We start from the raw sequence: 13,316 nt of genomic DNA, 5'->3' as shown, positions 1-13,316 counted from the left end.
CCGTCGCGGCATTGAAACAGAACTTTCCGCATTCTGTGCCCTATCTGAGCGTGGAGACCCGTTCCCCATGAAAATCCTTTTTGTCACCAGTGAATTTGCCGATTTCGCCAAGGCCGGGGGTTTGGCGGACGTCTCCGCCGCCCTGCCGCGGGCCCTGCGGCGCCAGGGTCTGGACGTGCGGGTGCTGCTGCCCGGATTTCAGGCGGTCATCGACGCGCTCGACAGCCTGACCCTGCTCGGCAGCCTGCCGCGGCGGGCCGGCATCGGCCCGTGCCTGCTCGGCGAGGCCAAGACGCCCGACGGCCTGCCCATCTATGTCGTGCTCGACCCCTCGCTCTTCCAGCGCGAGGGCAATGCCTATGCCGCCGCCGACGGGCGGGACTGGCCGGACAACGACCTGCGCTTCGCCCGCCTGGCGCTGGCGGCGGCGCAGATCGCCGGAGGCAGGGCGAGCCTGGCCTGGCAGCCCGATCTGGTGCACGCCAACGACTGGCCGAGCGGCCTTGCGCCCGCCTACCTCGCCTGGGACGCCACGCCCGTCCCCTCGATCATGACCGTGCACAACCTCGCCTATCAGGGCCTGTTCCCGGCCGAACGCCGCCAGGCGCTGGACATTCCCGACGAGGCCTTCGCCATCGAGGGCGTCGAATTCTACGATCAGATCTCCTTCATGAAGGCGGGGCTGCACTATGCCAGCCACGTCACCACCGTCAGCCCGACCTATGCCCGCGAGATCACCGAGCCGCAGAACGGCGCCGGCCTCGACGGCCTGCTGGCCGTCCGGGCGCGGGACGGGCGCCTCACCGGCATCCTCAACGGCGTCGGCGAGGACTGGAACCCGCGATGCGACCCGCACATCGCCGAGCCGTTCGACGCGGGCGACACCGCCGGCAAGGCGGTGATGAAACAACGCATCCGCACCAGCCTCTGCCTCGAGCCGGCGGAGGGGCCGCTGTTCGGCGTGGTGTCGCGGCTGGTGCACCAGAAGGGCATGGATCTCGTGGCGCAGGCCGCCGCCGGCATCGTCGAGCGCGGCGGCCAGATCGCCATCCTCGGCATCGGCGACGCCGCGACCGAGGACGGGCTGCGCGAGGCCGTCCGCGCCCAGCGCGGCCATGTCGCCATGCTCAACGGCTTCAACGAGCCGATGGCCCATCGCATCGTGGCGGCGAGCGACTTCTACCTCATGCCCTCGCGCTTCGAGCCCTGCGGCCTGTCGCAGATGCACGCGCAGCGCTACGGCTCCCTGCCGCTGGCCCATGCCACGGGCGGGCTGGTCGATACGGTCGATGACGGCGAGACCGGCTTCCTCTTCCCCGACTTCTCGATCGAGAGCTTCTTCACGGCGATCGAGCGGGCCTTCGCGACCTACGCCGATCCACCGGCCTTGGCGCGCATGCGCGCCGCCGCCATGCGGGGCACCTTCGGCTGGGACGTCGCGGCCGGCGACTATGCCCGGCTCTATGCCCGCCTGACCGGCAGGCCGCTGCTGCGGCTGGCCGAGGCCGGCAACGGCCGGGCCGGGGCGGCCGTCGGCGACCTGCGCGCCGCCTCGTGCATGGACAAGTCATGAGGCGCGTGGATGCGGGTGCCCCCTATCCGCTCGGCGCCACGCCGGACGATACCGGGGTGAACTTCGCGCTCTTCTCCGACAATGCGGAGGGCGTGACCCTGTGCCTGTTCGACGCCAGGGGCCAGCAGGAGATCGAGCGGATCCCGATCCGCGAATGCACCAACGGCATCTGGCACTGCCACCTGCCGGGGGTCGGGCGCGGCCAGATCTATGGCTACCGCGTGTCCGGGCCGTGGCTGCCGCGGGAAGGCCATCGCTTCAACGAGAACAAGCTGCTGCTCGATCCCTATGCCCGAGAGCTGGTGGGAACCCTTGTCTGGGACGACGCGCTCTACGGCTACACCATCGGCGCGGGCGAGGACGCCGACCTGGTGCGGGACCCGCGCGACAGCGCTCCCTTCATGCCCAAGGCCCGCATCCATCCGGCCATGCCGCTGGTGGCGACGCGCCATCCGCGCACCTCCTGGCCGAAGACGGTGATCTACGAGGCCCATGCCCGCGGCCTCACCATGCGCCACCCGCTGCTCGGCGAGGACGTGCGCGGCACCTTCGCCGCGCTCTCGACGTCGGCAATGATCGCCTATCTCGTGCGGGTCGGCATCACGGCGATCGAGTTCCTGCCGGTGCACGCCTTCGCGCAGGACCGGCACCTCGTCGAGCGGGGCCTGGCGAACTACTGGGGCTACAACACCCTGTGCTTCTTCGCGCCGGAGGCACGCTATCTCGACGGCGCCGGGGTCGAGGACATCGCCATCGCCGTCGACCGGCTGCACCAGGCCGGCATCGAGGTGATCCTGGACGTGGTCTACAACCACACCTGCGAGGGCAACCATCTCGGGCCGACGCTGTCGTGGCGCGGCATCGACAACGCCTCCTACTATCGGCTGATGCCGGACGACCGGCGCTACTACGACAACCTCACCGGCTGCGGCAACGCGGTGAACATGGACCATCCGCGCGTGCTGCAGATGGTGCTGGACAGCCTGCGGATGTGGACGACGGTGTACGGCATCGACGGCTTCCGCTTCGACCTCGCCACCACGCTCGGCCGGCGCGCCGGCGGCTTCGACCCGGCCCATGCCTTCTTCAACGCCATCCTGCAGGATCCGGTGCTGGGCCGCTCCAAGCTGATCGCCGAGCCCTGGGACGTCGGCCCGGGCGGCTACCAGCTCGGCGCCTTCCCGCCGGGCTTCTCGGAATGGAACGGCGACTATCGCGACGTGGTGCGCGACTTCTGGGTGGGCGAGGAAGGCAAGCTCGGCGCCTTCGCCACGCGCTTCGCCGCCTCCAGCGACCTGTTCGGCGAGGGGCGGCGCCGCCCCTGGTCGAGCGTCAACTTCATCACCGCCCATGACGGCTTCACGCTGGACGACCTCGTCTCCTACAACGAGAAGCACAACGAGGCGAACGGCGAGGACAATCGCGACGGCCATGACGACAACCGCAGCTGGAACTGCGGCGTCGAGGGCGAGACCGACGATCCCGCCGTCATGGCGCTGCGCAAGCAGCAGAAGCGCAACCTCCTGGCGACGCTGCTCCTGTCCCAGGGCGTGCCGATGCTGCTGGGCGGCGACGAGCTCGGCAATTCCCAGGGCGGCAACAACAACGCCTATTGCCAGGACAACGAGATCAGCTGGATCGACTGGCACCGGCAGGACCCCGAGCTGGTCACCTTCGTGTCCAGGCTGATTGCCCTGCGCCGCAGCCGCAGCGCCCTGTCGCGGCCGGAGTTCCTGACGGGGGCCCGCAACGCCCGCGGCCAGCCCGACGTGATCTGGTACGCCGCCGACGGGCGGCGCATGACGCAGGAGGAATGGAACGCGCCGCACGTCAAATGCCTGACCGTGCTGCTCTCTCCCGTCCTGCCGAACGAGCCGGCGGTGATGGTGATGTTCAACGCCTCGCATCTCGAAGTCGAGTTCAGGGTGCCGTCCCCGCGGACGGAGAGCTGGATCTGCGTCGTGGACACCGCCGGCAGCCGCGAGGGGGCGAGCGCCGCGCCGGGCTCGCGCCAGTCCCTGGCGGCGCGCTCGCTCCTGGTCTGGGACAGCAAGCCTTGACCCGGTTCGGCCCGCTGCTGACGGAAGACGGCGCCGTCCTCCGCCTCCGGGCGCCCGACGCCGCGGCCGTGGCGCTGCTGCGGCCGGACGCGCCGCCCCTGCCGATGACGCGCAGGGAGGACGTCTTCGAGGCCTTCGTCGCGGGCATGCGGCCCGGCGACCGCTACATGTTCCGGGTCGACGGCCTCGACGTCCCGGATCCGGCCGCCCGCGCCCAGGAGTGCGACGCGGACGGCTGGAGCCTGGTCGTGGCGCCGCAGCCGCCGCCACGGCTGCACCGGGCCATCCGCCCCTGGCACGAGGCGATCGTCTGTGAGGTGCATGTCGGCACGGTGTCGCCGGAGGGCTCCTTCGCCGGCCTGGCGGCGCGGCTCGACCATTTCTGCGCGGCCGGCTTCACCGCCGTCGAGCTGATGCCGGTCGCCGAGTTCATGGGCGGACGCAACTGGGGCTATGACGGCGTGCTGCCCTTCGCGCCCGACGCCAGCTATGGCCGCCCGGCGGAGCTGCGCGCCCTGGTCGACGCGGCGCATGAGCGCGGCATGGGCGTGCTCGTCGACGTCGTCTACAATCACTTCGGGCCGTGCGGGAACTTCCTGCACCACTATGCGTCCGATTTCTTCGCTCCGGCGGAGACGACGCCGTGGGGACCGGCGATCGCCCTCGACAACCCGCAGGTCCGCGCCTTCTTCTGCGAGAACGTGCGGATGTGGCTGGAGGAGTACGATGCCGACGGGCTGCGCTTCGACGCCGTGCATGCCTTCCGGACCATGGGCGCCGACCTCTTCCTCGACGAACTGGCGGCGACCGCCCGCGCGGTCAAGCCGGATGCCTGGCTGGTGCTGGAGAACGACGACAACCTGGCGCGCTGGCTCGAGCGCCGCCCGGACGGCGAGCCGCGCCGCTTCACCGCGCAATGGAACGACGACGCCCATCATGCCGGCCGGGTGCTGGCGACGGGCGAGGCCTCGGGTTACTTCGCCGACTATGTGAGCGACCCGATCGCGGCGACGCGGCGCGCCCTGGCCGAAGGCTTCGTCTACCAGGGCGAGGCCAGCGCGCATCGCGGCAAGCCGCGCGGCGAGCCCTCGGCGCACCTGCCGCCGCAGGCCTTCGTCAGCTTCATCGAGAACCACGACCAGATCGGCAACCGGCCGCTCGGCGACCGGCCGGCCGCCGCGGTCCCGGCCGAACGGCAGGCGCTGCTGCGCTTCGTGCAGATGCTGGCGCCGCAGACGCCCATGGTGTTCATGGGCGAGGAGGCCGGCTTCGACACGCCCTTCCCCTATTTCTGCGATTTCGCCGGCAATCTCGCCGAGGACGTCCGGCGCGGCCGACAGCGGGAGTTCGCCGCCTTCTTCGCGGCCCATGACGGCACGGCCGAAGCCTTGCCCGATCCACTGGCGGAGGAGACCTTCCGCAGCGCCAAGCTGCCCTGGCAGCGCCTTGTCGAGCCGGCGCACGAGAGGGCGCTCGCCGCCTTTCGCCGGCTGGCGCTGCTGCGGCGCCGGCTGGTCTGGCCGCTCGCCGCCGGTGCCTTCGCCGGAACCTCGTCCGAGCGGCGCGGCACGGCGCTGCGCGTCACCTGGCGCTTCGCCGCCGGGGTGCTGACCCTGGCGCTGAACCCGGCCGACGCGGCGGCGACGATCGAGGCGCCGGACCGCCCGCCCGATGCGGCGACGGGCGAGACGACACGCGAGGGCGCAATGCTGCGACTCGGCCCCTGGTCCGCCGCCGTCTGGTCGGAGCACACGCCATGACACGTCCGATCACCGCCACGTACCGCCTGCAGTTCAACCGCGATTTCGGCTTCGAGCAGGCCCGGGCACTGCTGCCCTACCTGGCGGAGCTCGGGGTCAGCCACCTCTACGCCTCGCCGATCTTCGCGGCACGCCCCGGCTCCAGCCACGGCTACGACATGGTCGACCCGACGGCGATCAGCCCCGAGCTGGGTGGCGAGGCCGGGTTCCGGCGCCTGGTCGAGGCCGCGCATGCGGCAGGTCTCGGCCTGATCCTCGACATCGTGCCCAACCACATGGCGGCCGACCGGCACAATGGCGCCTGGATGCAGACATTGTGCCTCGGCGAGGCCGCGCCGGCCGCGGCGATGTTCGACATCGACTGGGGCCGGGGCCGCCTCGTCCTGCCCGTGCTCGGCCGGCCGCCGGCGGAGGCGATCGAGGCGGGCGAGATCCGGCTCGGCCTCGATCCTGCCGGCTGGATCGTCGCGCGCCACCACGACCAGGCCTTTCCGCTGCGGCCGGACAGCGCCGCCGCCGTGCTGGAGCGGGCCGGCGTCCTGCCCGAAGCGGCGCGGGCCTGGCGCGCCCTGGCGGAGCGGCCGGACGCCGTGATGCTCGAAGCGGCCCTGGAAGTCGGCGCGAACGCCGCCGAGGCCCCCATGGAGGCGGCGCTCGAAGCCGCCTCGACGGCCCTGCTCGACCGGCAGCACTGGCGCCTGGTTCCCTGGCGGACGGGGGCGAAGGCGCTCACGCACCGGCGCTTCTTCACCATCGACGACCTCGTCGGCGTCCGGGTCGAGGATCCCGCGGTTTTCGATCACGTCCACCGCCTGCCGCTGGCGCTGGTCGCCGACGGCAGCGTGGACGGGCTGCGCGTCGACCATGTCGACGGCCTCGCCGACCCCGAGGCCTATTGCCGGCGCCTGCGCGAGGCGGTGGGCCCGGACGCGCTGCTGGTGGTGGAAAAGATCCTGGAAGGTGAGGAGGCGCTGCGGCGATGGCCGGTCGACGGCACCACGGGTTATGACCGGCTCAACGACATCAACGGGCTGTTCGTCGACGCCGCCGGCTACGAACGGCTGGACGCCCGGCTCCTGCGCCATGGCCTGGTCCGGGGCTCGCCGCGCGAGCGCCTGATCGCCGCCAAGCGCCAGGTGTTGACCGAGAGCTTCGGCAGCGAGCTCGAGCGGCTGGTTCAGGCGGCCGGCCCGCTCGCGCCGCCTGCTCCCGGCGTGCTGCGCGCGGCGATCATCGCCCTTGCCGTCCATTGCCCGGCCTATCGCAGCTATGCCGGCGAGCGCGGCCATGCGCCCGAGGACGAAGCGCTCTGGCGCAGCACGCTGGCGCGGATCGCCGAGCACGAGACCGAGGAGGTCCGGGCCGCCGCCGAAGCCCTGGTGGCGCGGATCCGATCCGGGGAGGCCCACGCCTTCGTCCTGCGCCTGCAGCAGCTCAGCGGACCGGCCATGGCCAAGGGGCTGGAGGACACCGAGTTCTATCGCAGCCTGGCGCTCGCCTCGGCCAACGAGGTCGGCGGCGACCTCGCCGCGCCGTCGCGGTCGATCGAGGCGTTCCATCGGCGCAACCTCGCGGCGCTCGGCCGGCGCGACCTGGTGCCGCTCGCCACCCACGACACCAAGCGCGGCGCCGACACCCGCGCCCGCATCAACCTGATCTCGCACGACCCGGACGGCTTCGTCGCCCGCGCGGCGCAATGGTCGGCGATGACGCAGCTGTTCCGGCGCCGGCACGGCGAGACCATGGCGCCGGACGCGCTGGACGAATGGCTGATCTGGCAGACCCTGGCCGGTGCCTGGCCGATGAGCGGCAAGCGGCTCGCCGCCTATCTCACCAAGGCGATGCGCGAGGCCAAGCGCCACACCCGCTGGGAGGCGCCGAACTGGGCCTATGAGGACGCGGCCTGCGCCTTCGCCTCCGCCCTGGTCGACGCGCCGGCGGCGGCCGAGTTCCGGATCGACCTCGCCGACTATGTCGCCGGGTTGCAGCCGGCAGCACGGCTCGCCTCGATCGCCCAGACCATCCTGCAACTGACCGTGCCCGGCATTCCCGACATCTACCGCGGCACCGAGCTGTGGGATCTGACCCTGGTCGACCCCGACAATCGCCAGCCTGTCGACTGGGAAGCGCGGCGGGCAGCGATCGCATCCCCTCCGCCTCCACCTGCCGCGGACGAAACCGGCGCCAGCAAGCTTCATGTCATGCGTCGCCTGCTCCGGTTGCGGAAAGCCCGGCCGGATCTGTTTGAGCGCGGCGACTACCGGCCGCTGCCGGCGCCGGACGACGCCGGCCGCTGGGTCGCCTTCGAGCGCCGCGCCGACGCCGGGCTCCTGGTGGCGGTCCCCACCCGCGCCGCCGCGCCCCTGCCCGGCCGGCTGGCGCTGCAGGGACTGGCGACGACCGGCTGGCGGGACGTCCTCGACGACCGGCCGCTCGCGATCGACGAGGACGGCATTGCGATCGACAGCGGCCGGCCCTTCGTGGTCGCGCTGCGCGACGAGAAGAGCAAGCCTTAGAGCAAGGCGTGCTTCGGCCGAAACGTCCTTTGCTCCAACTCCTTGTTTCGACGCGTCTTTGCGACTTGATGCGATTCCGTCAACTCGCAAAACGCTCGAGGGGAATACGGCTGGTCGCGGCCACGACAGGCTGGACAGTCATGGAATCATCGTGCTTTCGCCACATTGGGCGTGCACCGGGCACGATCCGAATCCGACAACAACACCGGAGACACCCATGGCAAGCACCGCTCAGCGCGATGCGGAATCCCCCAACACCATCTCGGCTCTCGGGCTGCGCCGCGCCGCCCTGCGCGGCATGCTGGCCTCGCCGATCATCGACACCGACGAGCACAAGTCGCTGCGTGACGAGCTGGTCGGCGAGTTGCGCTCGATCAGCCAGTCCATGGCCCGTCTTCCCGCCCGCAATGCCGTCGAACTCTGCGCCAAGGTCGATGCCCTGAGCGAGGAGCAGCGCCAGGAGCCGGAAGCTCCCTCCATCCAGGAACTGATCGGCAGCATCCGCCGCGACGTGATGGCGCTGGTGCCGCGCGCCGGCAACGAACGCCCGGCCCTGCATCCGATCCGCACCTTCCAGACCGCCCGCACCGCCGAGCCGGCACCGGCCGCCGCCGAGGCTTCGGCCGACGACGGCAAGAAGGACGGCGAGGGCGCGTAAGCCGAGAAGAGCGGAGCCCCTCGCCCGGTGGGGGAGGGGCTCCGCGCGCCTTCTTTTAACGGCCGCCAACCCGCGGCGAGGCAGCCGCTCAGCGCCGCACGCCGACCTCGTCGATGTGGTTGAGCAGGTCGGCCGGGCTGTCGAAGACGCGGAAGGCGCCGGAGCGTTCGAGCTCGTCGCGGCCGTAGCCGCCGGTGAGCAGGCCGATGGCGAGAGCCTTGGCGCGGCGCGCGGCGAGGACATCCCAGATGGAGTCGCCGACGACCAGGGCATCCTCGATCGGATGGCCGAGCCGTTCGGCGGCGGCGAGGAAGAGGTCCGGATCCGGCTTGGCGTATTGCACCTGGTCGCGCGTCACCACCGGCACCTCGGCCGGATCGACGCCGAGCCCGGCGATCGAGGGACCGGCCGTCTCCATCCGGCCGCTGGTGGCGATGGCCCAGGGCACCTGCCGATCGGTGAGGAAGCGCAGCAGGTCCACCGCCCCCGGCAGAGGCCGCACGGAGCGGCCGTGACGGCGGAAGGCCTCGGTGTGCAGGGCGCGCATGCGGTCGAGGCGGTCGGCGGTGATCTCGACGCCGATCTCGCGCAGCAGCATGTTGGTGAACAGGCCGCCGCTCATGCCGATCTTGCGGTGGATCTGCCAGACCGGCAGGCTGATCCCCTCGCCCTGCAGGGCCTCGTGCCAGGCGAGCACGTGCTGGTACACGCTGTCGACCAGCGTGCCGTCGAGATCGAACAGGAAGGCGGTGCGGCTGAGGGGCATGGCGGCGCTTTCGTGGATGGGCGACGATGGTAGCGGCGGCGACCGCCGCCGTCCATTTCGCCCATGCGCCCCGTCCTCAGGCGCGCGCGTAGAGCCGTGACGCCGGCGCCGGCCAGGTCAGCCGCACGGCCTCGCCCGCCCGCGGCAGGTCGCCGGCGTAGGTCTCGCAAGGCGATCGCACCGAAACCTCCGCGCCCCAGGCCGTGCGGGTCAGGACATGGACGACGTCGCCGAGGAAGGTGGTGTCGACGATGGTCGCCGGCACGCCGGCGCGGTCCGCAGCGTCGCCGGAGCGGGCCATGGTCAGCCGGTCCGGCCGCACCATGATCGAGACGCCGTCGCCGGCGCCGAAGCCGCGGGCCGGCAGGTCGTGCAGCAGCGTCCCGTCCGGAAGGGCAGCCTCGATCCGGTCGCCCGCCACCCGGGTGACCTTGCCCGGCAGGAAGTTCGAGTTGCCGATGAAGCCGGCGACGAAATGGGTGGCCGGCGTCTCGTAGAGGTCGCGGCCCGAGCCGATCTGCTCGATCCGGCCGTGATTGAACAGGGCGACGCGGTCGGACAGGCGCAGCGCCTCCTCCTGGTCGTGGGTGACATAGAGGATGGTGACGCCGGTCTCGTTGTGGATGCGCTTGATCTCGAACTGGATCTCCTCGCGCAGCTTCTTGTCGAGCGCGGAGAGCGGCTCGTCCATCAGCAGCAGCGGCGGATCGTAGGCGAGCGCCCGGGCCAGGGCGACGCGCTGCTGCTGGCCGCCGGAGAGCTGGGCCGGCATGCGGTCGGCGTAGCGGTCGAGCCGGACGAGCTTGAGCATGGCCGCGACCTTGGCGTCGATCTCCGCCTTCGGCCGGCGGCGCACGCTCAGGGGAAAGGCGACGTTGCCGGCGACGCTCAGATGCGGGAACAGGGTGTAGCGCTGGAACACCATGCCGATGTTGCGCTTGTTCGACGGCACGGCGAGGAGCGACGTTCCCTGCAGCAGCACGTCACCGACCGAGGGCTCCTGGAAGCCGGCGATGATGTAGAGCGTGGTGCTCTTGCCCGACCCGGAGGGGCCGAGGAAGGTGACGAACTCGCCCCGGGCGATGTCGAGCGAGACGTCGGCCACGGCGGTGACGGAGCCATAGCTCTTGGCAATGCCCCGGATGGAGAGGAAGGGTGTCGTCATCGGGGCTTGTCCTTGCGCAGCATGGCGGCGAGCAGCATCAGGAGGGCGGTGAAGCCGACGAGCAGCGAGGAGACGGCGGCGATCACCGGCGACAGGTCCTGGCGCAGCGTCGAGAAGATGCGGACGGGCAGGGTCTGCAGGTCGGGGCTGGCCATGAAGATGGCGATGACCACCTCGTCCCAGGAGGCGAGGAAGGAGAAGATCGCCGCTCCGAACAGGCCGAGCCGGATGGCGGGCAGCGTGACGCGCAGCCTGGCCTCCAGGGGGCTCGCGCCGCACAGCACCGCCGCATCCTCGATGGCCGGGTCGAAGCGTTCCAGCGCGTTGGAGATCGAGATGATGGCGAAGGGCAGCGCCACCACCAGATGGGCGATGACGAAGCCGATGAAGGTGCCGTTGAGATGGAGGCGCAGGAACAGGGCGTAGAGCGCCACCGCCAGCACCACCACCGGCAGCACCATCGGCGTCAGGAACAGCGCCCGGAGGACCTCGCGACCGGGAAAGCGGCCGCGCGCCAGGCCGAAGGAGGCCATCAGCCCGATCAGCGTCGAGAGCGCCATCACGGTGACGGCGATCTCCAGGCTGGTGAGGAAGGCGGTGAGCCAGTCGGGATCGGCGAAGAGCTGCCGATACCATTTCAGCGTCCAAGCCGGCGGCGGGAACTGCAGCCATTGCGAGGAGCCGAAGGACAGCGCCACGATCAGGACGATCGGCAGCAGCAGGAACAGGCCGACCAGGACGCCGACGGCGACGAGGGCGTGGCGCAGCCAGCCGAGGCGGGAGAAGTCGAGCAGCATGGCCTCACCTCGCCGCCGGGCTGGAGCCGAAGCCGAAATAGCGGATCTGCACGGCGTAGATCGACAGCGTCACCACCAGGAGGATGACGGCGGCGGCGCCGGCCAGGCCCCAGTTGAGCAGCGACTGCACCAGCTGCGCGATCAGCTCGGCCAGCATCATGTTCGAGGTGCCGCCGAGCAGCGCCGGCGTGACGAAGTAGCCGAGCGACATCACGAACACCATCAGCACCCCGGCGGCGATGCCCGAGGCGACCAGCGGCAGGAACACCCTGACGAACACCTGCAGGCGGCTCGCGCCGCACAGCGAGGCCGCCTGGCAGACGGCCGGATCGATGCTGCGGATGGTGGCGTGCAGCGGCAGGACCATGAAGGGCAGCATGATGTAGGTCATGCCGATGGTGACGCCGACCAGGTTGTTCACCAGCGGCAGGGGCTCGGAGATCAGGCCGATCTGCATCAGCGTGCGGTTGATGACGCCGGTGCGCTGCAGCAGCACCATCCAGGCATAGGTGCGGGCCAGGAGGTTGGTCCACATCGACAGGATGATGATGCCGAACAGCACGGCCGACCAGCGCGGCGGCGCGATGGCCAGCAGCCAGGCGACGGGGAAGGCCAGGACCAGCGTCACCACCGTCACCAGGCCGGCGACCAGGAAGGTGTTGGTGAAGACCTTGAGATAGGTGGTCGAGCCGAACACCTCGGCATAGTTCTGCAGGCCGGGCTCGGGCTCGAGCACGCTGCGCAGCAGCAGCGCCAGCACCGGCAGCACGAAGAACAGCAGCACCAGGGCAAGGGCCGGCGTGGTGGGGCCGAACCCCGCCAGCCCGCGGCGCCTCGGCATGGGCCCGGCCCGGCCGCCGGCCTGAGCGATGGTCATGACATCGTCCTCCGCGTCTGCGATGGGACGGGCCGGCGCGCGCGCCCGTCCCGGCGATCCTCGGGCGGGCCTATTTCGCCTGCCAGTCGTACCAGCGCTTGCCGATCTCGTCGCGGTGCTCGGCCCAGTAGGCCATGTCGAGGTTGATCTGGCTCGCCTTGAACTCGTCCGGCAGGGCCTTGGCCAGCACCGGATCCATCAGCGCCTTCGACTTCAGGTTGGTCGGCGCATAATTGGTCTGCGCCGCCATCTCGGCCTGGGCCTTGGCGCTCGACGCCAGGGCCAGGAACTTCATGGCCGCCGCCTTGTTCCTGGCGCCCTTCGGCACCACCAGCATGTCGGCCGCGGTCAGGTTCTGCTCCCATGACAGGCCGACATTCGGGTTGTCCGCCTGGATGGCGTGGACGCGGCCGTTCCAGAACATGCCGATCGGCGCCTCGCCGGAAGCCAGGAGTTGCTGCGACTGGGCGCCGCCGCCCCACCAGACGATGTCGGACTTGATGGTGTCGAGCTTCTTGAAGGCGCGGTCGAGGTCGAGCGGATAGAGCTTGTCCGGCGCCACGCCGTCGGCGAGCAGCGCGATCTCCAGCACGCCGGGGGCCGACCACTTGTAGAAGGTGCGCTTGCCCGGGAAGGCCTGGGTGTCGAACAGGTCGGCCCAGCCCTTGGGCTCCTTGCCGCCGAGCGCATCCTTGTTGAAGCCGAGCACGAAGGAATAATAGAAGCTGCCGACCGCGTGGTCCGAGACGAAGCGCGGATCGAGGTCGTCCTTCTTGATCACCGAGAAGTCCAGCGGCTCCAAGAGGCCCGCCTTCGCGGCGGCCACGGCGAAGTCGCCCTCGACGTCGACCACGTCCCAGTCGACGTTGCCGCTCTCGACCATGGCCTTGAGCTTGCCGTAGTCGGTCGGGCCGTCCTGCTTGACGGCGATGCCGGTCTCGGCGGTGAAGGGCTCGGCCCAGGCCTGCTTCTGCGCATCCTGGGTGGTGCCGCCCCAGCTGGTGAACACCATGCTCTCGGCCCGGGCGAAGCCGCTCGCGAACAGGCCGATGGACAGCGCGGCGACACCGGCTGTGAATGTCTTGAATGCCTTCATGCCATTTCCCCTTTGGTCTCTTGCGTCGTCGACGCCTGCTGCATGGAC

10 protein-coding genes are annotated in these 13,316 nt (G+C 70.7%); 5 read left to right on the top strand and 5 right to left on the bottom strand.

Translation table 11 applies throughout. The features are described 5' to 3' along the window. Positions 1 to 67 precede the first annotated feature (67 nt). The 5 genes from glgA (at position 68) to AC27L4_RS18305 (ending at position 8,567) form a co-directional block, all read left to right on the top strand. Entirely contained in the window at positions 68 to 1,573 is a 1,506-nt protein-coding gene (gene glgA, locus AC27L4_RS18325; RefSeq protein WP_487143703.1) for a glycogen synthase GlgA, read from the top strand. Beyond that, entirely contained in the window at positions 1,570 to 3,633 is a 2,064-nt protein-coding gene (gene glgX / locus AC27L4_RS18320; protein WP_487143701.1) for a glycogen debranching protein GlgX, read from the top strand. Before glgA ends, glgX begins: the two co-directional genes overlap by 4 nt. After that, complete coding sequence (gene treZ, locus AC27L4_RS18315) at positions 3,630 to 5,393, top strand: malto-oligosyltrehalose trehalohydrolase (protein WP_487143700.1); 1,764 nt, start codon at positions 3,630 to 3,632, stop codon at positions 5,391 to 5,393. The genes glgX and treZ overlap by 4 nt, the downstream gene beginning before the upstream one ends. Then, entirely contained in the window at positions 5,390 to 7,909 is a 2,520-nt protein-coding gene (gene treY, locus AC27L4_RS18310) for a malto-oligosyltrehalose synthase (RefSeq protein WP_487143699.1), read from the top strand. The genes treZ and treY overlap by 4 nt, the downstream gene beginning before the upstream one ends. Before the next feature lie 217 nt (positions 7,910 to 8,126). Beyond that, on the top strand, positions 8,127 to 8,567 hold the full coding sequence (locus tag AC27L4_RS18305; protein ID WP_487143698.1) for a hypothetical protein: 441 nt from the start codon (positions 8,127 to 8,129) through the stop codon (positions 8,565 to 8,567). An 88-nt stretch (positions 8,568 to 8,655) separates the two neighbouring features. On the opposite strand, the gene AC27L4_RS18300 is transcribed toward AC27L4_RS18305, so the two are convergent. From AC27L4_RS18300 to AC27L4_RS18280, 5 genes are all read right to left on the bottom strand, one after another. Then, complete coding sequence (locus AC27L4_RS18300; protein WP_487143697.1) at positions 8,656 to 9,333, bottom strand: HAD family hydrolase; 678 nt, start codon at positions 9,331 to 9,333, stop codon at positions 8,656 to 8,658. Positions 9,334 to 9,409: 76 nt separating this feature from the next. Next, the gene (locus AC27L4_RS18295) at positions 9,410 to 10,498 is read right to left on the bottom strand and encodes an ABC transporter ATP-binding protein (protein ID WP_487143695.1); all 1,089 of its coding nucleotides are present in this window, start codon (positions 10,496 to 10,498) and stop codon (positions 9,410 to 9,412) included. Further along, on the bottom strand, positions 10,495 to 11,295 hold the full coding sequence (locus AC27L4_RS18290) for an ABC transporter permease (RefSeq protein WP_487143693.1): 801 nt from the start codon (positions 11,293 to 11,295) through the stop codon (positions 10,495 to 10,497). The genes AC27L4_RS18295 and AC27L4_RS18290 overlap by 4 nt, the downstream gene beginning before the upstream one ends. Before the next feature lie 4 nt (positions 11,296 to 11,299). Next, entirely contained in the window at positions 11,300 to 12,172 is an 873-nt protein-coding gene (locus tag AC27L4_RS18285) for an ABC transporter permease (RefSeq protein ID WP_487143691.1), read from the bottom strand. A gap of 70 nt (positions 12,173 to 12,242) precedes the next feature. Then, positions 12,243 to 13,268 (bottom strand): ABC transporter substrate-binding protein, encoded by a 1,026-nt coding sequence (locus AC27L4_RS18280; RefSeq protein ID WP_487143689.1) that lies wholly within the window; start codon positions 13,266 to 13,268, stop codon positions 12,243 to 12,245. Positions 13,269 to 13,316 lie beyond the last annotated feature (48 nt).

This window comes from Labrys sp. Lb11 (assembly GCF_057554225.1).
Note: the sequence above shows the minus strand (reverse complement) of the source record. Positions and strands in the feature narration are given on the sequence as shown.

Excerpts from the sequence above, each read along its gene's own strand:
- glgA (WP_487143703.1), top strand. The coding sequence starts at position 68 with ATGAAAATCCTTTTTGTCACCAGTGAATTTGCCGATTTCGCCAAGGCC.
- glgX (WP_487143701.1), top strand. The coding sequence starts at position 1,570 with ATGAGGCGCGTGGATGCGGGTGCCCCCTATCCGCTCGGCGCCACGCCG.
- treY (WP_487143699.1), top strand. The coding sequence starts at position 5,390 with ATGACACGTCCGATCACCGCCACGTACCGCCTGCAGTTCAACCGCGAT.
- AC27L4_RS18305 (WP_487143698.1), top strand. The coding sequence starts at position 8,127 with ATGGCAAGCACCGCTCAGCGCGATGCGGAATCCCCCAACACCATCTCG.
- AC27L4_RS18300 (WP_487143697.1), bottom strand. The coding sequence starts at position 9,333 with ATGCCCCTCAGCCGCACCGCCTTCCTGTTCGATCTCGACGGCACGCTG.
- AC27L4_RS18295 (WP_487143695.1), bottom strand. The coding sequence starts at position 10,498 with ATGACGACACCCTTCCTCTCCATCCGGGGCATTGCCAAGAGCTATGGC.
- AC27L4_RS18290 (WP_487143693.1), bottom strand. The coding sequence starts at position 11,295 with ATGCTGCTCGACTTCTCCCGCCTCGGCTGGCTGCGCCACGCCCTCGTC.
- AC27L4_RS18285 (WP_487143691.1), bottom strand. The coding sequence starts at position 12,172 with ATGACCATCGCTCAGGCCGGCGGCCGGGCCGGGCCCATGCCGAGGCGC.
- AC27L4_RS18280 (WP_487143689.1), bottom strand. The coding sequence starts at position 13,268 with ATGAAGGCATTCAAGACATTCACAGCCGGTGTCGCCGCGCTGTCCATC.